The sequence below is a fragment of the Actinoplanes sp. NPDC049681 genome, assembly GCF_044465265.1.
Taxonomy (GTDB): domain Bacteria; phylum Actinomycetota; class Actinomycetes; order Mycobacteriales; family Micromonosporaceae; genus Actinoplanes.
Window position 1 is genome coordinate 201,714 of record NZ_JBITLP010000002.1, and the last position, 18,126, is coordinate 219,839.

At 72.7% G+C, this 18,126-nt stretch carries 16 protein-coding genes; 5 read left to right on the top strand and 11 right to left on the bottom strand.

Features of this window, described 5'->3' with window-relative positions; genetic code table 11:
- Positions 1-121: 121 nt before the first annotated feature.
- Positions 122-1,789 carry an arginine--tRNA ligase gene (gene argS, locus ACIBO8_RS06315; protein ID WP_396114067.1) on the top strand — a complete coding sequence of 556 codons (1,668 nt, stop codon included), beginning with the start codon at positions 122-124 and terminating at the stop codon, positions 1,787-1,789.
- Here the strand turns inward: argS and ACIBO8_RS06320 are convergent.
- Positions 1,786-2,730: an RDD family protein gene (locus tag ACIBO8_RS06320; protein WP_396114068.1), complete on the bottom strand. Its 945-nt coding sequence runs from the start codon at positions 2,728-2,730 to the stop codon at positions 1,786-1,788. The genes argS and ACIBO8_RS06320 overlap by 4 nt on opposite strands.
- Positions 2,731-2,771: 41 nt before the next feature.
- Between ACIBO8_RS06320 and ACIBO8_RS06325 the strand changes: the two genes are divergently transcribed.
- On the top strand, positions 2,772-3,767 hold the full coding sequence (locus ACIBO8_RS06325; RefSeq protein WP_396114069.1) for a stage II sporulation protein M: 996 nt from the start codon (positions 2,772-2,774) through the stop codon (positions 3,765-3,767).
- Here the strand turns inward: ACIBO8_RS06325 and ACIBO8_RS06330 are convergent.
- From ACIBO8_RS06330 to ACIBO8_RS06355, 6 genes are read right to left on the bottom strand one after another with little or no spacing between them, the layout of a single operon-like run.
- Complete coding sequence (locus ACIBO8_RS06330; RefSeq protein ID WP_396114070.1) at positions 3,764-4,969, bottom strand: MFS transporter; 1,206 nt, start codon at positions 4,967-4,969, stop codon at positions 3,764-3,766. The genes ACIBO8_RS06325 and ACIBO8_RS06330 overlap by 4 nt on opposite strands.
- 50 nt (positions 4,970-5,019) lie before the next feature.
- Entirely contained in the window at positions 5,020-6,339 is a 1,320-nt protein-coding gene (locus tag ACIBO8_RS06335; RefSeq protein ID WP_396114071.1) for a DUF58 domain-containing protein, read from the bottom strand.
- Between the two features lie 7 nt (positions 6,340-6,346).
- A complete protein-coding gene (locus ACIBO8_RS06340; RefSeq protein WP_396114072.1) occupies positions 6,347-7,321 on the bottom strand; it encodes an AAA family ATPase in 975 nt (324 codons plus the stop codon).
- Positions 7,318-8,652 carry a DUF4350 domain-containing protein gene (locus tag ACIBO8_RS06345; RefSeq protein ID WP_396114073.1) on the bottom strand — a complete coding sequence of 445 codons (1,335 nt, stop codon included), beginning with the start codon at positions 8,650-8,652 and terminating at the stop codon, positions 7,318-7,320. The genes ACIBO8_RS06340 and ACIBO8_RS06345 overlap by 4 nt, the downstream gene beginning before the upstream one ends.
- Positions 8,649-9,239 (bottom strand): DUF4129 domain-containing protein, encoded by a 591-nt coding sequence (locus ACIBO8_RS06350; protein WP_396114074.1) that lies wholly within the window; start codon positions 9,237-9,239, stop codon positions 8,649-8,651. Before ACIBO8_RS06350 ends, ACIBO8_RS06345 begins: the two co-directional genes overlap by 4 nt.
- The gene (locus ACIBO8_RS06355) at positions 9,236-10,060 is read right to left on the bottom strand and encodes a hypothetical protein (RefSeq protein WP_396114075.1); all 825 of its coding nucleotides are present in this window, start codon (positions 10,058-10,060) and stop codon (positions 9,236-9,238) included. The genes ACIBO8_RS06350 and ACIBO8_RS06355 overlap by 4 nt, the downstream gene beginning before the upstream one ends.
- Positions 10,061-10,212: 152 nt before the next feature.
- On the opposite strand from ACIBO8_RS06355, the gene ACIBO8_RS06360 reads away from it, so the two are divergent.
- A complete protein-coding gene (locus tag ACIBO8_RS06360; protein WP_396114076.1) occupies positions 10,213-12,003 on the top strand; it encodes a bifunctional metallophosphatase/5'-nucleotidase in 1,791 nt (596 codons plus the stop codon).
- Positions 12,004-12,077: 74 nt separating this feature from the next.
- On the opposite strand, the gene ACIBO8_RS06365 is transcribed toward ACIBO8_RS06360, so the two are convergent.
- The 4 genes from ACIBO8_RS06365 to ACIBO8_RS06380 form a co-directional block, all read right to left on the bottom strand.
- The gene (locus ACIBO8_RS06365; RefSeq protein ID WP_396114077.1) at positions 12,078-12,887 is read right to left on the bottom strand and encodes a hypothetical protein; all 810 of its coding nucleotides are present in this window, start codon (positions 12,885-12,887) and stop codon (positions 12,078-12,080) included.
- A gap of 365 nt (positions 12,888-13,252) precedes the next feature.
- Complete coding sequence (locus ACIBO8_RS06370; RefSeq protein WP_396114078.1) at positions 13,253-14,770, bottom strand: protein kinase; 1,518 nt, start codon at positions 14,768-14,770, stop codon at positions 13,253-13,255.
- Positions 14,771-15,108: 338 nt separating this feature from the next.
- Entirely contained in the window at positions 15,109-15,684 is a 576-nt protein-coding gene (locus tag ACIBO8_RS06375) for a YdeI family protein (protein ID WP_396114079.1), read from the bottom strand.
- A 163-nt stretch (positions 15,685-15,847) separates the two neighbouring features.
- Entirely contained in the window at positions 15,848-16,312 is a 465-nt protein-coding gene (locus ACIBO8_RS06380) for a hypothetical protein (RefSeq protein WP_396114080.1), read from the bottom strand.
- Positions 16,313-16,638: 326 nt separating this feature from the next.
- On the opposite strand from ACIBO8_RS06380, the gene ACIBO8_RS06385 reads away from it, so the two are divergent.
- Together ACIBO8_RS06385 and ACIBO8_RS06390 are read left to right on the top strand one after the other, a co-directional pair.
- Positions 16,639-17,007: an STAS domain-containing protein gene (locus ACIBO8_RS06385; protein ID WP_396114081.1), complete on the top strand. Its 369-nt coding sequence runs from the start codon at positions 16,639-16,641 to the stop codon at positions 17,005-17,007.
- Positions 17,008-17,121: 114 nt separating this feature from the next.
- Positions 17,122-18,084 (top strand): serine/threonine-protein kinase, encoded by a 963-nt coding sequence (locus tag ACIBO8_RS06390; RefSeq protein ID WP_396114082.1) that lies wholly within the window; start codon positions 17,122-17,124, stop codon positions 18,082-18,084.
- Positions 18,085-18,126: the final 42 nt, after the last annotated feature.

Here is an 18,126-nt window from a genome sequence, read left to right on the forward strand (position 1 = left end):
GGGCATCACCCTCCGGTTGAGCTAGCACGTGTCCTCCACCGGCGGGTCGTCCGCCGGTGACGCAGGCTGTCTCGTGGCTCCCGGCCGGCCCGCCTCCCGCCGTACCGTCGATGGGTTGGCCATGAATCTCGAAGCTCTGCTCTCCGCGCGGCTCGCGCCCGCGCTCGCCGAGGTCGCGCAGGCGATCGTCGATCCCGCCGTGCGGCGCTCGCAGCACGCCGACTTCCAGTCCGGGGCGGTGCTGCCCCTCGCCCGCCGGCTGAACCGCTCGCCGCGCGACCTCGCCGCCGAGGTCGTCGCCCGGGCGGATCTCGCGGGGATCGCGACCGCCGACGTGTCCGGGCCGGGCTTCCTCAACCTGACGGTCGCCGACGAGCTGATCGCGTCCGCCCTCGACGACGTGACCGCGGACGCCAGGCTCGGCGTGGCACAGACGAAGGAGCCGCGGACCGTCGTCGTGGACTACTCGGCGCCGAACATCGCGAAGGAGCTCACCGTCGGGCATCTGCGGTCGACCGTGATCGGTGACGCGCTCGCCCGCACGCTGGAATGGCGGGGCCACGACGTCGTCCGCGCCAACCACGTGGGCGACTGGGGCACCGCCTTCGGCATGCTCATCGAGCACCTGCTCGACGTGGGCGCGACCGGGATCTCGCAGGCCGGCGACCTCACCGCGTTCTACCAGGCGGCCCGTGCCGAGTTCGACGGCAGCGAGGAGTTCCGGACCCGGGCACGGCTGCGCGTCGTCCGGCTGCAGGCCGGCGACCGGGAGACGCTGGCGTTGTGGCGCACCCTCGTCGCCGAATCGCAGCGTTACCTGCTGGAGGCGTACGAACGGCTGGGGGTGACCCTCACGGCGGCCGACTTCGCCGGGGAGAGCAGTTACCAGGGCATGCTCGCGTCGGTCGTCGACGAGCTCGACGCCAAGGGTCTGCTCGTCGAGAGCGACGGTGCGCTGTGCGTGTTCCCGGAGGGCTTCACCGGCCGCGACGGCGGGCCGCTGCCGCTGATCGTGCGCAAGAGCGACGGCGGATTCGGGTACGCGGCCACCGACCTGGCCGCCCTGCGCCACCGGGTCCGGGACCTCGGTGCCACCCGGCTGCTCTACGTCGTCGGCGCGCCCCAGCGGACCCACTTCCGGATGGTGTACGCCGTGGCCGCGGAGGCCGGCTGGCTGCCCGAGGGCGTCACCGCGGAACACGTCGCCTTCGGCTCGATCCTGGGCACCGACGGCAAGATGTTCCGCAGCCGGTCCGGCGACTCGGTGAAGCTCTCCGCCGTGCTCGACGAGGCGGTGGCCCGGGCGTCCGCGCTGAACCCGGCCCCGGAGATCGCCGCCGCGGTCGGCACCGGCGCGATCAAGTACGCCGACCTCGCCGGCGACCGCATGTCCGACTACGTCTTCGACTGGGACCGGATGCTCGCCCTGACCGGAAATACCGGGCCGTACCTGCAGTACGCGTACGCCCGGATCCGCTCGATCCTGGACCGCGCCGGACAGTTCCGCCCGGCGGTGCGGATCGGCCATCCCGCCGAGCGGGCGCTGGCGCTGCAGCTCCTCGCCTTCGAGCCGGCGGTGGAGTCGGTCGCCGCCACGCTCGAACCGCACCGCCTGGCCGGTTACCTGTACGGGCTGGGGTCCCTGTTCACCGCCTTCTACGAACAGTGCCCCGTGCTCAAGGCGGCGGAGGGCGTACGGGAAAGCAGGTTGTCGCTCTGCCTGCTGACCGGGCGCACGTTGCGGCGTGGCCTCGACCTGCTGGGAATCGCCACGCCCGCGAAGCTCTAGGAGGGCCGGCCCTCTTCCTTGACGACGCCGAGCAGGGGTGGGTTCGTGCCCGCCGGATCCCAGGTCGGACCGGTGGCGCGGGCCCACTCCAGGCGGCCGAAGCCCGGCCAGATCCGCTGGGTCAGCGCCCGGCTGGCGTGCACCCGCTGGTTGGCGCGGCGGCGGCGCTCGGCGAGCACGGCGGTCAGGAACATCCACGGCGGCACCCCGGGCGGGACCGGCTGGGCGATCCGCTCGCTCATCTCGGCGGCCAGCCCGTACGCGAACCGCCCGTTCATCGGCTGCCGGATGTCCGCCGCCCGGGCCAGGTAGTGCCGGGCGGCCAGGGCCAGGTCGTCGTCGAGGTTGGTCAGATCCAGCCCCGCGGCCCAGTCCGCGAGCTGCGGCGGCATCGCAGGCACCCAGCCCCAGGGCGCCGGGGACCGCTCGTGGATCACGAGCGTGCCGGCCGCCAGGTCGCCCAGGCGGCGGCCCTGCGGCGAGAACAGCATCGTGGTCAGCGCCACCGCCCAGGTGAACGGCGGGAAGAGCAGGCCGGGCCACTCGACGGCGATCCCGACGAGGCTGCGGACCAGGGCGTGGCGTACCCGGATCGGGCCGCCGTCCTCCCGCACCACGCGCAGGCCCATCGCCCGCTTGCCGAGGCTGCGCCCGTTGCTGAGGGTCTCCACGACCGTCGGGTACGCGACGAAGACCAGGATCACCGACGCGGTGGCGATGGCCTCGATGAGCGCCTCGTCGACGGCGCTGCCGAGCGCCGACGAGCTGATAGCGCCGGTCAGCGTGAACAGCACGAGGCCGAGCAGGATCTGCACGATCATGTCGAGCAGCAGCGCCAGCCCGCGCGAGCCGATCCGGGCATGCCGGACGTCGACCTCCACGGCCTCGCCGTTGACGAGCTGCTCACCCCGTCCGCCGGTCGCCGGCACCGCCATCGTCATGCGTGGTAGTTAACCTGATCGGCGCCCGATACGCTGCGCCGGTGGACCTGGACGCCTATGTCAGCGAGCGCCGCGGGGAGTGGAACCGGCTCGATGCGCTGACCCGCCGGCGCAAGTTGTCGGCCGCCGAGGCCGACGAGCTCGTGCTGCTGTATCAGCGGGCGGCCACGCACCTGTCGGTGGTCCGCAGCCACTCACCCGACCCGATCCTGCTGGCGTCGCTGTCCCAGCTCGTCATCGCCGCCCGCTCGGCGGTCACCGGCGGCCGCCGTTTCTCCTGGCGTCCGATGGCCCGCTTCTTCACCACGACGCTCCCGCTGGAGCTCTACCGGGCGCGCCGCTGGTGGCTGACGGTGATGGCGCTGGACGTGCTGGTCGCCGGGGCGCTGATGGCCTACTTCGCCGCCCACCCGGAGATCGTCGAGACCTTCATCCCGCCGTCGGCCGTCGAGCAGTACGCCGGCAAGGACTTCGTCAACTACTACAGCGAGTTCCAGGCCCAGAACTTCGCCGCGAACGTCTGGACGCACAACGCCATGATCGCGGGTCAGTGCCTCGCCTCCGGCGTACTGATCGTGCCGGTGCTGTGGATCCTCGGCCAGAACACCTTCGACCTGGGCCTGACCGGCGCTGTCATGATGAACGCGGGCCAGGGCGGCACGTTCTTCGGCTACATCCTCCCGCACGGCTTCCTCGAGCTGACCGCCATCTTCGTGGCCGCCGGCGTCGGCCTGCGCATCGGCTGGGCCTGGATCGCTCCGGGGCCGCACCGCACCCGCGGCCGGGCACTCGCGGAACGCGCCCGCGCCGGGATGCTGGTGGCGCTCGGCCTGGTCGTGATCCTCCTGGTGTCGGGCGTCCTGGAGGCGTACCTGACACCGTCGGGCTGGCCGGACCCGATCCGCATCGGCGTCGGGTTCGCGGTCTGGCTCGCCTTCCTCGGGTACGCCCTCGGCGTGGGCGGCGCGGCGCACCGGCGCGGGGAGAGCTCGGAGCTGGCGCCGGAGCACACGGTCGCCGAGGTCCCCACGGCTTAACGGATTCCGGCGACGACCAGCGCCCCACGACGCCCCACTGCCCAGACGGCCACGGCGAACGTGCTCAGGGCAGCTCCGGCGATCGAGACCGCGGTCCACCCGCCGGCGGACCACAGCACGGTGGCCACGGCGGAACCGATCGCTCCGCCGATGAAGTTGCTCGTGACGTAGGCGGTGTTGAGCCGGCTGCGGGCCTCGTGCGAGACGGCGAAGACCCGTAGCTGGTTGAGGATGGCAACCGCCTGCAGGGCGACATCGATGACGACCACCACGACGACGACGCCGACGACGGTACGGCCGGTGAACGCCGCGCCGACGAAACACAGGAGGACCACGCCCCACGAGGCGCCCGTTGCCGGTAACGACCAGCCGCGGTCGTGCAGTCGTCCGGAGCGCTGCGCGGCGACGGCGCCCGCGAGCCCGGCGAGGCCGAACAGCCCGATCACGGATACCGGATAGCCGAACGGCGGCCCACTGAGCAGGAACGTCAGGGCGGTCCAGAACATCGTGAACGCGGCGAAGCCGGTCGCGCCGAGCACCAGCGTCCAGCGGACCGTCCGCTCGCGCGCCACCACGGCCGCCACTGAAGCGATCAACGCCGGGTACGTCAGGCGGGTCTTGGGCGGCAGCGGTGGGATCGCCCGATACAGCAGGACCGCGAACAGGACCGCCGCGGCAGCCGCGACGACGTAGATGGCGCGCCACCCGGCGACGGCGGCCACCAGGCCGCTGATCGTCCGGGACACCAGGATGCCGGTGAGGATGCCCGACACGACGGTGCCGACGACGTGACCGCGGTTGGTGTCGTCGGCCAGATCGCCTGCCAGCGGCGTGAGGACCTGCCCCGAGACCGTCGTCAGCCCCAGCACGGCGATCGCCACCAGCAGTACGCCCATGGACGGTGCGACGGCGCATGCCAGGAGGGCCGCGGCCGCGCACAGCATCAGCACCGGCACCAGCAGACGCCGGTTCAGCACATCGCCCAGCGGCACCAGGAGCAGGATGCCCGCCGCGTAGCCGATCTGGGTCGCGGTGACCAGCCAACCCGCGGTCGCGGTGGAGGCGTGCAGATCGTTCGCGATCAGCTCGAGCAGCGGCTGCGCCCAGTACAGGTTTCCCACGGCCGCGCCGCCGGCGAACGCGAACAGCAGCGTCAGCCCGCCGGTCACGGGCCGCCGCGACCGGCTCCACTCAGACGTCATGGCACCATCCTCGCGCCCCGCACCGGGTGCCGCCTGTCGGCAACGCCTGGTCAGAGGCGGCCGGCGGCCTTCAGAGTGAGGTAGACGTCGGAGACCTTGGAGGCGAACGTCTCCCGGGGCTCGTCGACCACGATCACGCCCTGCTGGGTCAGCAACGCCCGGACCCGGCCGCGCTCGGCCAGGGCCAGTTCGGCGGCCGCGGCGAGGTGCACGTCCTCCGCCGTGGCGCCGCTCGCCGGCAGCTGGGCGAGCCGGGTGGTCTCCGGGTCCCGGACGGCGGCCAGCACGACCCGGTGCTTCGTGGTGAGCCGGGACAGGATGGGCAGCAGGCCCTCGACGATCGGCGCCGCGTCGAGCGCCGAGAAGATCACCACCAGGGCCCGCTTGTGGTCGCGGCGCAGCAGGTCGCCGGCGACCAGGCCGAAGTCCGTCTCCACCAGGGCCGGCTCGAGGGCCGCCATCGAGCTGATCAGGCGGGGCAGCTTGGTGCGGTGGCCGCCGCCTTCGACCTTCGCGCGTACGGCGGTGTCCACCGCCAGCATGTCGACGCGGTCGTCCGCCTTCGAGGCGAGCACCGCCAGCAGCAGCGCCGCGTCGATGGCGGCGTCCAGCCGGGGCTCGTCGCCGATCCGCGCCGCCGAGGTGCGGCCGGTGTCCAGCACGCAGACCACGCGGCGGTCCCGCTCCGGGCGCCAGGTGCGCACCACCACGTCATGCGTACGCGCGGAGGCCCGCCAGTCGATCGAGCGCACGTCGTCGCCGACGACGTACTCGCGCAGCACGTCGAACTCGGTGCCCTGCCCCCGCCCGCGGGTGACGACGGCGCCGTCGAAGATGCGCAGCTTCGCCAGCTTCTCCGGCAGCAGCCGCCGCGACGGGAAGCGCGGCAGCACCCGAAGGGTCCACTCCGGCGTGACGCGCTCGTTCCACCGCTGCGACCGCTGCCGGTATGCGAGCCCGAGCGGCCCGTACGAGCGCAGCGTCACCCGCACCGCCGCCCGGTCGCCGTGTCGCGTGGGCGTGAGCGTGGTGGTTACCTGCTGCTGCTCACCCGCCAGCAGGTTGAGCCGGTGCTCGGTGCGGTCCGCGCCCGCCGACGGCACCCAGCGGTCGCGCAGCCGCAGCCACATCGGCCGGCGGGCGGTGTTGCCGACGGTCAGCGTCGTGGTCGCCGTACCCCCGAGCCACACTGTCTCGTCCCCGTCGCGCCGCAGCGAGACGCGGCTGAGCGGGGCCGCGACCAGCGCGTCCAGCGCGGCGGCACCGGTCGCGAGCCCCAGCACGGCGAGCGTCAGCAGCCATGGCGAGGGCAGCAGCGCCGGCAGCGGTACGCCGAGCGCCAGCAGCAGCGCGAAGCGCCTGGTGACCACGGTCGGCTCAGCGGGGCGCGGGTACGGCGCCGAGCACGGACTGCAGCACCGAGTCGGTGGTGACCCCGTCCAGCTCAGCCTCGGCTCGCAGCCGCACCCGGTGCCGCAGGACGGGGACCGCGAACGCCTTGACGTCGTCCGGGATCACGTACTCCCGGCCGCTGAGCCAGGCCCGGGCCTTCGCCACGGCCAGCAGCGCGGTGGTGCCCCGCGGCGACGCCCCCAGCTCCAGCGCCGGTGCGACCCGGGTGGCGCGGCACAGGTCGACGATGTACTCCAGCACCGGCTCGGCGACGGCCACCCGGCGTACCGCCTCGCGGCCGGCGGCCAGGTCGGCGGCGGAGGCCACCGGGCCCACCCCGGCCGCCTTCAGGTCCCGCGGGTCGAAGCCGAGGTGGTGGGCGCGCAGCACGCCGAGCTCCTCCTGGCGCTCCGGCAGCGGTACGGCCAGCTTGAGCAGGAACCGGTCCAGCTGCGCCTCGGGCAGTGGGTACGTGCCCTCGTACTCGATGGGGTTCTGCGTGGCCACGACGATGAACGGCTCGGGCAGGCGCCGGGACTCGCCGTCGGTGCTGACCGTACGCTCCTCCATCGCCTCGAGCAGCGCGGCCTGCGTCTTCGGCGGGGTGCGGTTGATCTCGTCGGCGAGCAGCAGGTTGGTGAAGATCGGGCCGGGGCGGAAGTTGAACGCCGCGGAGCGCGCGTCGTAGATCAGCGAACCGGTCACGTCGCCCGGCATCAGGTCCGGCGTGAACTGCACCCGCTTGGTCTCGAGGTCCAGCGCGGCCGCCATCGCGCGCACCAGCAGCGTCTTCGCGACGCCCGGCACGCCCTCGAGCAGCACGTGACCGCCGCAGAGCAGAGCGATGACCACGCCGCCGACCACCGCGTCCTGCCCGATGACCGCCTTGGCGACCTCGTTCCGCAGGCGCTGGAGCGCTTCGCGGGCCGCGAGGGCCTCGGCCGGTAGCGAAGACGTCACGTCACATTCCCCTCGTCCGGTGCCTGTTGCCAGTGCTGCTGCCCGGTGACGGACCTGACCAGGTCCTGCACCGCCGTCGCGGCGCGGACCAGCTCCGCGTCGCTGTCCTCGACCCCGCCGCCGAGCAGGTGCCGGACGTCGTCCTCCGGCAGTCCCGTGTACGCCGCCACCCGCGCGGCCAGCTCGTCGACGGGCGTGCCGGGCGGAAGATCGAAATGCTCCGCGAGCCGCATCCGCGCCGCCGACTGTACGGTGGCCAGCGACGTGCCGCGCGCCCGCGCCCGCCGGTACAGGCCACCGAGGCCCCGGACCGTCTCGGCCGTGCGGACCTGCACCGGCAGCGGCTCGGCGACCGGCGCGCCGAGGCGCCGGGCGGACGCCAGGGCCAGCGCGACCGCGGCGAGCACGAGCAGCGCCAGCGTGGCCCACACCGAGGGCGGGAAAGCCTGGGCGAGCGGGCTGCCGGCCACCGTGCCGTCGCCCTCGGTGCCGCCCTGGGTCTCGCCGTCCGGCGGCGTGCCGGTCGGCTCCTCGACGGGTTCGTCGTCCCGGTCGCCGTTGTCCGTCGGGCCCTGGCCGTCACCCTCGTAGTCGCCGGGGTCCGACCCCTGTCCCGTCGACGGGTCCGGCGGAATCTGCGGCGCGGGCTCCCGCTCGTGCATGTCGAGCCAGACCACCCGCGGACTGCGCGACAGCAGCCCGACGGCCAGCGCGCGGTTGCCGTGCTCGTCGGCGCGGTCGTTGCGGAACGGGTCCACCGCGCCGACCAGAGTGATCTCGGCTCCGCCGGGCCGTAGCTCCGCCAGGCCGCCGTCGTAGCAGGTCAGCGAGCTGTATTCGGCCGCGTCGTAGCGCCAGCGCAGGGCCGCCGCCGGGCCGGCCGCGTCCGCGAAGTCGGCGGCGCACCCGGGCGCGGGCGCGGCCGCGGTCCAGCGCGGACCGCCGACCGGGACGACGAGCCCGACCTTGCGCAGCTCGTTCTCGCGCGGAGCCACCAGGACGACCCGCACCCCCGGCGGCAGGGTGGCGAATCTCTTCAGGTACGCCGGGTGCACCAGCCCCGGAGCCGTCACGAAGAGCGTCGCGTCGCCGAGGGTGCCGACCGCGTCGAGAGCCTCCTGGCTGGAGCCCCGCACATCGACGGCGACGCCCTTGCCGGCGAGCCCCTCGGCGAGCCGGCGCGCGCCCTCACCCTTGTCGCTGGTGGGGGAGAGGAAGGTGGCGTCGGTCGGATCGGGCTGCTGCACCGCGTGCGCCACGCCGGTGATCGTGGCGAGGCCCAGGACCACCGCGAACGGCACGATCAGGCGCAGCGTGCGGGGGTTCTTCACGGCGTACCGCCCCTCATCCGCGTGCGGACCTCGCCGGTCAGGGCTCGCATGTGGTCGTCGTGGTCGCGCCGGGCCGGGCGGTCGCCGTACCAGATCTCGGAGAACAGGTCCGTGGCGCCGCCGAGCGGGGCGGCCATCGCCGGGCGCTGCGCCGCGGCGGTCGCGGCGACCTCGGCGGCGGTCGTGCCGGGCAGCGGCGCGACGATGCCGGCCACGGCGAGGTCGCCGACCAGGTCGCGCAGCCGCTGCCGGATCGCCTCCGCATAGCGGCCCTCGGCAGCGAGCCGGTCGGCGAGCAGCGTGCCGTCGGGCAGCACCACGCTCGGCTCGAAGACGGGCGCCGCCGTGGTCCCCTCCACGCCGGTCCCCGTCTTCTTCGTCCGCTTCTTCCTCCGCCACCGCAGGCGCGGCAGCCGCCAACGCGGCCGCCGGACCCGCCACCGGGGCATCCGCCGCGGCACCCAGGCGGGATACCAGTACCAGAGCGCGCCGGCCACGCCGGCGGCCACGAGCAGCAGGAACAGCAGGAGTTGCGGCGAGATCCGGTCGAAGACCGACGCCGCGAACTCGTCCCAGACCCGGGTCACGGCGCGTACACCAGGGCTGCCGCCTCGTCCTGGCCGCGGCTGCGCGCCCGGCTGATGGCGATGTCGAGTCCTTCCGTACGGATCCGCGTCTCCAGCAGCAGCACCCCGTCGACGCAGGCCAGGGCCGCGTACGCGACGGTGTTGGCGGCCGCCCACGCCACCGGGGCGGTCCACCCCAGCCACTCCGGGCGGTCGCCGGTCAGCCAGGTGAGGACCGTGACCCAGCCCGCGCCGAGCGCCATCCGCACCGCGAACCATGTCACGTACGCGGCGATCCGGGTCCAGGCCCCGCGCATCCCGCCCCGCATCGCCAGCCGCGCGGCGCGCCCGAACGAGCCCGACCGGTCGATCACGATGACGGCGCTGACCAGGCCGAAGGCCCCGTATACGAAGACCCAGCCGACGAACCCGACGAATGCGGCGACCCCGCAGGCCGCGCCGAAGACGACGGCGGCGAACAGGGTCGGGATCGGGCGTACCCGCTTCCACACGTCCCGGTCCCGCAGCGGCCGGCCGAGGAGCGCGGGTCCGGCAGCGGCTGCGGCGATCGCGCCCAGCACGCAGATGACGAACCCCTCGGTGGCGAACCCGGCGGCCACCAGCACCCACCACGCCCCGAAGTGGTGCTTCGCCGGTCCGTACACCGGCGGCGTCGCGACGGCGGCGGCCCGCAACGGCAGGAGCAGGGCCTGCTCGAGCACGGCCAGCACGCCGGCGGTGAGCAGCAGCGGCCGCGCCCGGGCCCGGAGCAGCGTCATGGCGGCATCGAGCAGCTCACCGAGCGTCATGGGACGCAGCGGCAGATCGGGCTGCGCGGACATGGCGGCGATCCTAGGCGATCGAGGCACCGTCGTGTGCGACGGCTCCGGTCGTATCGGCAGGTGACGCGGTCTCGCCCATCGATGCATCGGCGGTTATGGTGCGTCGATGGGCGCTCACGAGGCGCCCGGACAATTCCTTCGAAAGGTTCGGTATGACCCTCCCCGCAGGCGTCTCGCGGCGCACTGTGCTGGCGGCTGCCGCCGCCGGTGCCGCCGCTCCCGTCGTCGCGTCCGGCGCCGCCTCCGCCGCCCCCACTGCCCCGGGTGGCTCCCGCACTTACGACCTCACCGTGCTCGGCACCTCCGACACCCACGGCAACGTCTACAACTGGGATTACTACAAGGACCTCGAGTACGACGACAGCGCGCACAACGACGTCGGGGTCGCGAAGCTCGCGGCGCTGGTGAACCAGATCCGTGCCGAGCGGCGGGGCAAGGCGACCCTGGTCCTCGACGCCGGCGACACGATCCAGGGCACGCCGCTCGCCACGTACTACGCCAAGCAGGAGCCGATCACCGAGACCGGCGAGCGACACCCGATGGCCCGGGCGATGAACGTCCTGCACTACGACGCGGTGACGCTGGGCAATCACGAGTTCAACTACGGCCTGCCCCTGCTCAACCTCTGGATCCGCCAGCTCGGCTTCCCGGCGCTGGCCGCCAACGCGGTGGACCCGAAGACCGGCCGGCCGGCCTTCACGCCGTACGTGATCAAGAAGGTCTCCCTCGGCCACGGCGCACCGACCCTGCGGGTCGGCATCCTCGGCCTGACCAACCCGGGCGTGGCGATCTGGGACCGCGCGAACGTCGAGGGCAAGCTGGTCTTCAAGGACATGATCGAGACGGCCGCCAAGTGGGTGCCGATCATGCGCGCCCGCGGCGCCGACCTGGTCTTCGTCTCCGCCCACGGCGGCGACAGCGGCACCAGCAGCTACGGCCCGGAGCTGCCGAACGAGAACCCGAGCGCGCTGATCGCCGAGCAGGTCCCGGGTATCGACGCCATCCTGTTCGGCCACGCGCACAAAGAGGTACCGCAGCGCTTCGTGACCAACACGCAGACGGGTGCGCAGGTGCTGCTCTCGGAGCCGTCGAAGTGGGGCCAGCGCCTCACCCGGATGGACTTCACGCTGGTCCGCGAGCGCGGGTGCTGGAAGATCACCGCGAAGCAGTCCGCCCTGCTGAACACCAACACGGTCGCCGAGGACCCGAAGGTGCTCGCCGTGGTGCGATCCCAGCACGCCAAGACCGTCGCCTACGTGAACCAGGTCGTCGCGACGTCCACCGAGGAGCTGTCCGCCGCCGAGTCGCGGTACAAGGACACGCCGATCCTGGACTACATCAACAAGGTGCAGACGGACACCGTCACCGCCGCGCTCGCCGGCACCCCGAACGCCGGCCTGCCCGTGCTCTCGATCGCGGCGCCGTTCAGCCGTACCGCGGTGTTCCCCAAGGGCGACGTCAAGATCAAGGACGTGGCCGGGCTCTACATCTACGACAACACGCTCGAAGCGGTCGTCCTGACGGGCGCCGAGGTGCGGGCCTACCTGGAGTACTCGGCCAGGTACTTCGTCACGCTGCCGGTCGGCGCCACGCCGAACCCGGAGACGATCAGCGACCCGGCGATCCCCGACTACAACTACGACGTGTTGTCCGGCGTCGACTACGACATCGACATCAGCAAGCCGGTGGGCTCCCGGATCACTCGCCTCGAGATCGCCGGCGCACCGGTCGCGGCCGACGCCCGCTTCGTGGTCGCGGTGAACAACTACCGGCGCAGCGGCGGCGGCAACTTCCCGGGCATCGTCAAGGAGCAGGTCTACAACGCCCAGCAGGAGATCAGGCAGCTGCTGATCGACTGGGCCCAGGCGAAGGGCGAGATCAACCCGGCGGACTTCTTCGTGCCGAACTGGCGCCTGGTCCGCGAGGGCGTGCCGGTCTTCTGACCTGGTAGGTGCTCCGTACGGAACGGACGTCGTGGCGCACCCGGCCCCCGCGGGGTGCGCCACGACGGTCCGGGTCAGTGCTTCCCGAGCGGCTTCCAGTTGCCCTGCGAGTCGGACGTGACCAGCACCCGGCCGGTCCGCCCGTTGCTCAGGGTCAGTTCACACAGGTAGTCGCGCTTCCCGCGGACCCACTCGCCGGCGGGCTTGCAGTCGGCCTTGGTCGCGGTGACGTTGGCCTTCGCGAGCTGCCCGTCGTGCAGCACGTTGTCCTGCAGCGACTTGACCGTCGCACTCTCCCGCACCTGCAGATAGAGCGGCACCGCGGCGAACGTCACGACGGTGTTCCAGAAGAGCGCGCCGACCACCAAGGTGATCGCGAAGGTGACCCAATACCTCGCCACGCCGTTGCGCCCCCGGCGCGCGTCATCCGAACGGCGGGCGGCCGAGATCGCCCCGAAGATGCTGAAGAAGAACGTGAAGGCTGCCACCGGCCAGACCGAGGGGGCCTGCGCGCGCGGCGCATTGCGGATCTCCTCCGGGTACGGGACCAGCAGCCCGCCGACCTGCGGCACGGGGCCGTACGGCGTGGCACCCGGGTGAGCGGCCCCGGGCGCGGCGTGCGGCGCCGGAACCTGAGCCGGGACCTGGGCCGGGGCCTGGGCCTGGGCGGCCCAGGGAGGCGCGGTCGGGTAGGCCGGCTGCGGGTGCGGCTGGTGCGGGACCTGCGCCGGAACGTCCGCCACCGGCTGCTGCGGCGCGGCGTGCTGCGGCGCGGGGTGGTGGTGGACGGGGTGCTGGTAGCCGGCCGGGGGGTACTGCGCGTGGCCCGCCGCGAACTGAGGGTAGTCCGCGCCCGGTGGGCCGTACGGAATCTGCGTGGTCATCTGAGGGGGGCCTCTCCGGTAGCGGCTCGGGTGCAGCGCCGTGCCAGGTCCCTTTGATCGGTCGCGCGAGGGTGGACTTGAGAACACCGCGGAGGCGGGTTGCAGAACGGGTCGCCCGAGTGGGTGGTTCCGCTTCCGCGCCGTGGCCCTTTACGCGGGCTGACCGCGTCTTTGCGCGTGACTGGATCGCGCCCGGCCGCCTTTCGCGACTGCCCTGCCCCCGGGAGCCGGGCGCCGTCGAGGTCGGCTGCCCGGTGCTGCTGGCCGACCTGCGCCGCCGCCTCACCCGCCCGTGGCCGCTTCCCGCCCCGTTCCGCCCGCTCGTGCACCCGTGTCCAGCGCGGCCCTCGGCCGCGTTGCAGACGTCAATTGGTGACGGTGCCGGTGTCTCCGCCCGCGTCGCCGCCGCCGCCGTTCTCCCCGTCGGTGGGGGTGGGGTCCGGCGGCTCGCTGGCCGGCGGATCCGTCTCCGTCGGCTCGGTCTGTGGTGGCTTCGTCGACGGGGTCTCGGTGGGCTTCGTCGTGGCGGGGGTGCTGGTCGGCGACGAGGCCGGCTTGCTCGGCTTCTTCGTCTCGCTCTGCTGGGGCTGCCCGCCGTTGGGACGCTGGGTGGACCGGGTCGGCGCTTCCTCGGACGGCTCGACCGGTTCGTCGGTTTCGTCCGCCGTCTGCGAATCGGTCGGCACCACTGCCGTAGGGGATCGGTCTTCCTGCTTGTTGCCCGAGAGCCAGATCGCCACGCCCAGGCCGCCGGCCACCAGGAACAGGGCGATGACCGTCAGGAGCACGGCGAGCTGGCTCTTCGACTGCCGGGGCCGCGCCGGGGTGAGCGGCTGGGCGGCTTCGAGCAGGTTGCGCTGCACCGGCATGGTCCGGCCGGCGGGCGCACCCGGGCTCATCGGCCGGGTCAGGGCGGTCCCGGTCATGGACTGCGGGTTCATCCCTGCGGCGGCGGCGGCCGCCGCGCCGCCGGCCAGGGCGGTTCCGGCCACGGAGGGCCGGACCAGTGCCGTACGGGTCATGCTCGTCCCGGTCTGCGCGCGCCAGTCGAGCATGCCGGCGGCGGCCAGCGCGGCCTCGGCGAACTCCGCGGCGCTGGCGAACCGGTCCGCCGGGTTCTTCGCCATCGCCCGGCCGATCAGCTCGCGCACGGCCGGCGGCGCCAGGCTGTCGGGGAGCGGCTCGGGGTCGTCCTCGAGGTGCCGCAGCGCCACCTGGAGTGCGTTGTCGCCGTCGAAGGGCGGAACACCCGCAATGCAGTGGTACGCCACAGCGCCCAGCGCGTAGATGTCCGTGGCCGGCGTGACGTTTCCCTTCGCCACCTGCTCGGGAGCCATGTAGAGCGCGGTGCCGACGATGGCGTTGAGACCGGTCACGCTCGTCACCGCGGCGGACCGGGCCACGCCGAAGTCGACCAGGATCACCGCGCCGCTGGGCTTGACGATGAGGTTGCCGGGCTTGACATCACGGTGGACGGTGCCGTTCTCGTGCGCGGCGTGCAGCGCGTCGGCGGCCTGCGCGACGATCGACATGGTCTCCGCTGCCGCGAGCCGGCCCTGCTCCTTCAGCCGCGCGGAGAGCGGCTCCCCGTCGACGAACGCCATGACCAGGTAGGCACACTGGTCCTCGTCGTCGGCGTTCCCGGCGCTGTAGTCGTAGACCTCCACGACGCCGGGGTGGCGGAACGCGGCCATCATCCGCGCCTCGCCGTAGAAGCGGGCGGCGAACTCGGGATCGGTGAGCATGGCGGTGCGCAGCACCTTGACGGCGACCGTACGGCCGAGCACCACGTCGGTGCCCCGCCACACGTCACCCATGCCACCGGTGGCGATACGCTCGTCCAACCGGTAGCGGTTGTCCAGGAGACTTCCCGAACTGAGCACCAGCGGACCTATCTACTCGGGTGTCGCCACGACCGGATCATGAGGGCCCGCCACGGCGCGAGCCGCGCACCACGATACAGATTCCTCACCTCCCGCGGCGAGGTCGGTGTGTTGCGGAAAGGGCACGCCGGACGACACGCCTGGCCAGGGCAAGGGGCCCGAACGGCCCGCGCCGGAACCCGCCCGATCGGGTATGTGACATGCCGCATCACCGGGGCCCGGAGACAAGCACGCGTCTGCGGCGAAAGGCCGCAAAACCGCGCCGAAGAATGCATCGCCGCCTCTCTCGTGATGGCGGCGCTCGAGGGCACCGAGGCGTGCCGGCGAACGCCGCAACGTCACCGGCGCGTGAGCGGCGGCACTGTGCGCCCGGCCGCCGAGTCGCTGACGAGCTGTCCGAACCGCCGCTCCCGCGTATCTGCCCGTTTTGCGCTCACCACCCAGTGCACCGCAGCCCGGCGGTACGAAGCCGGCTGCGCACTGAACCATCGCCACGCCGCCTCCTCCCTGCGGAATCGGGCCTCCTGCTGCTCGTCGAGCACCGCGTCGGCGGGCTGCTCGTACGAGTAAGCGGCGACCTTCTCGGGTTTTCGCGTCTCGAAGGCGTGCAGGCCGGCCGGATGCATCAGCCCCGCCTCCGTCAGCTCCGCCACCTTGGCGATGTTGACCGAGCTCCACACGCTGCCCTTGCGCCGCGGTGTGAAGCGGACCTGGTAGCGGTCCTCGTCGATGCGGCGGCCGATGCTGTCGATCCATCCGAAGCACAGGGCCTGCGCGATGGCCTCGGTGTGTTTCACGGTCGGCCGGCCGGTGTGTTTCTTGTAGTAGCCGACGAACAGCTCCGTGGCGTCGGCGTGGTGCTTCTCGAACCAGGCGCGCAGCTCGGCCTCCGACGCGAAGAACACGGGTTCCATGCCAGGAACTTAAGCCTCGGGTACGACAGGAACGGCGCGTCGGAAAACGATCACCAACCGTGTCCGGCCTGATCGTGGTCGCCGGGCGGCAAAGGGCTCCGTCCGGCGACCACGATCAGGCCTCGATACCGAAAAGGCAGAAGCACCGAGGAAGGGAGAGACCTCAGTTGTCGTACGTCGGCGTGACCACGATCGCGGTCTCCGCCAGCTCCAGCTGCTCGTTCTCCGCGCGCCGCTCGGCTGCCGCCCGTACCGTCGTGGCCGCCGCCCATCCCAGGGCGACCCCCACCAGGCTTGCCCCCAGGATCAAGCTCCACGGGAGGCCGGGCTTGCGGCCCGCAAGGGCGTTCGCGGCGAGGTGGGCGCGGTTCCACGCCTCCTCCGTCGCGGCGTTCATCCGGGCGCCGGCCTTGCCCGCCAGCTTCTGGCTCTGCCGGGACGCCTTGCCGGCCAGCTTGTTGCCGCTCTTGGAGGCCTTGCCGGCCAGTTCCGCGGCCTTCGCGCCGGCCAGGCCCGCGGTGATCTTGCCGGCGTCCTTGGCGCTCTCCCCGGCGGACGCCATGGCCGAGGACAGGTAGTCCCAGGCCTCGGCGGCGGTGCGCTCGGCCGTGCTCTTGCGAGAGAACATCGTCTCCTACCTCCTGCGATAGCCGATGCCTGTCTGCGGAGGTGCCCAGGTGGGTCGGCGCGCAAACGTCCGGTGAACAGCGGCTGTCTGTCGGCTGTGGACCGCCCGCGCGCGAAATCCGGTGGACGGTGCTGGGTAGGCTTGCTCCGGTTCGCCCCACGGCACACAGCCAGCTGCCAGGTTCGAGCACTAATGTTCGGTGCGGTTTCACCGGACCCGATGGGGGTAGTCACCGCCGCCCCCGGCGAGGGAGTATCGCAGATCAGCGACTCCTTCGTGCCGAGGAGAAGACGCCCGGGGCGATCCGGGCGGGTGGAGGTAAGGGCGTGACGCTGTCGATAACGACGTCGACGAAGGCCACCGGCGTGGTGGAGGTCTCACCGATGGGTGAGATCGACGTCGAGAACGCTTACGAGATCAAGGACGCCGTGGCGGCACAGCTCAACGCCGGCACGCCCGACCGCATCGAGCTCGACATGCACGGGGTCACCTTCATCGATTCCGTGGGGATCTCGGCCCTCGTAGCCGCTTTCCAGCTCGCCCGCGTCAGCGGGGTGAAGCTCGTCGTCACCCGTCCGAGTCGTTTCGCTCACCGTCAGTTGTGGGTCACGGGCCTGCTCGGCCTCTTCGGCGCACCGGAGCCCTGCACCGGCTGCGGCGACCCGGCCCACCGGCCGCTGGTCTCCGGAGCCTGATCCGACGCAGGAGCCTGACCCGAACAATCCCCGCCGATGACCGCGAGTGATCGGTGCGTTAAGCCTTCCTGTGCCGACTTGTCCGGCTCCCGGCCGCTGCGGAATAGTGCTCCCGTGGCGCGACTTCCGATCGGCACCGCTCTGCTGCGGCGCTACGTCCTGACCCGCGCCATCGGCCAGGGCGGAGTCTCGACCGTCTATGCCGCGATCGATGCCCGCCACGGCCGCGAGCTGGCCGTCAAGATCCTGGCGGCGACCCGCGCCGGCGACCCGGCGGCCCAGGACGACGCACGCCGTGAGGCCCTGATCACCGACCGTCTGCGGCACCCGAGCGTCCCCCGCGTCTTCGCATACGGTGACGCGCCGCTTCCCGACGGCACCGTCGTCCCGTACGTGATCCTGGAGCTCCTGCACGGCGCGCCCCTCACGGAACGTCTGGCGAACGGTCGCCTGGAGTGGCCCGAGGCGGTGCGCATCGCTGCGACCGCCGCCGACGTCCTCGCGGTCGCCCACCGCCGCGGCGTCGTCCACCGCGACCTCACCGCCCGCAACGTCATGGTCACGGCCCAGGGCATCAAGATCATTGACTTCGGCCTGGCCACCGCGGCCCTCCGTCCGGGCGACAAAAGATACGGTACGGCCGCACAACCCCCCACCGATGCCCTGGCCGGCGCCGCCTGGGCAGGCCACGCGCCCCGCCCCCGCACTCACGGTCAGGATCCGTACTTCCGCGCAGTCGGCAACGGCCCCCGCAGAGCGCTGCCGTCCCACCCGAAGACCTTGTTCGCGAGCCCGGCGGACGACGTCTACACCCTGGGCGTCCTGCTCTACGAGATGCTCACCGGCCGCTCGCCCTATCCACCGGTGGTAGCGGCCACGATCGTCGCCGCGGGCCGCGTCGGTCACCTGGCCCCCACACCGGTCCTCGCGATCCCCGGCCTCCCACCCGCCCTGCGCAACCTCGTCCGAGCCTGCATGGCGAAACGCCCGGAAGACCGCCCGCCGAGCGCCGAGGTCGCCCTGACCCTGCACCGGATCCACGCCGACACCCGCCCACCGGCCCTCACCCTGGCCTGACGCCCGCCCGCGAGCGGTGGCCTGGCCGTGCGACACCACGAC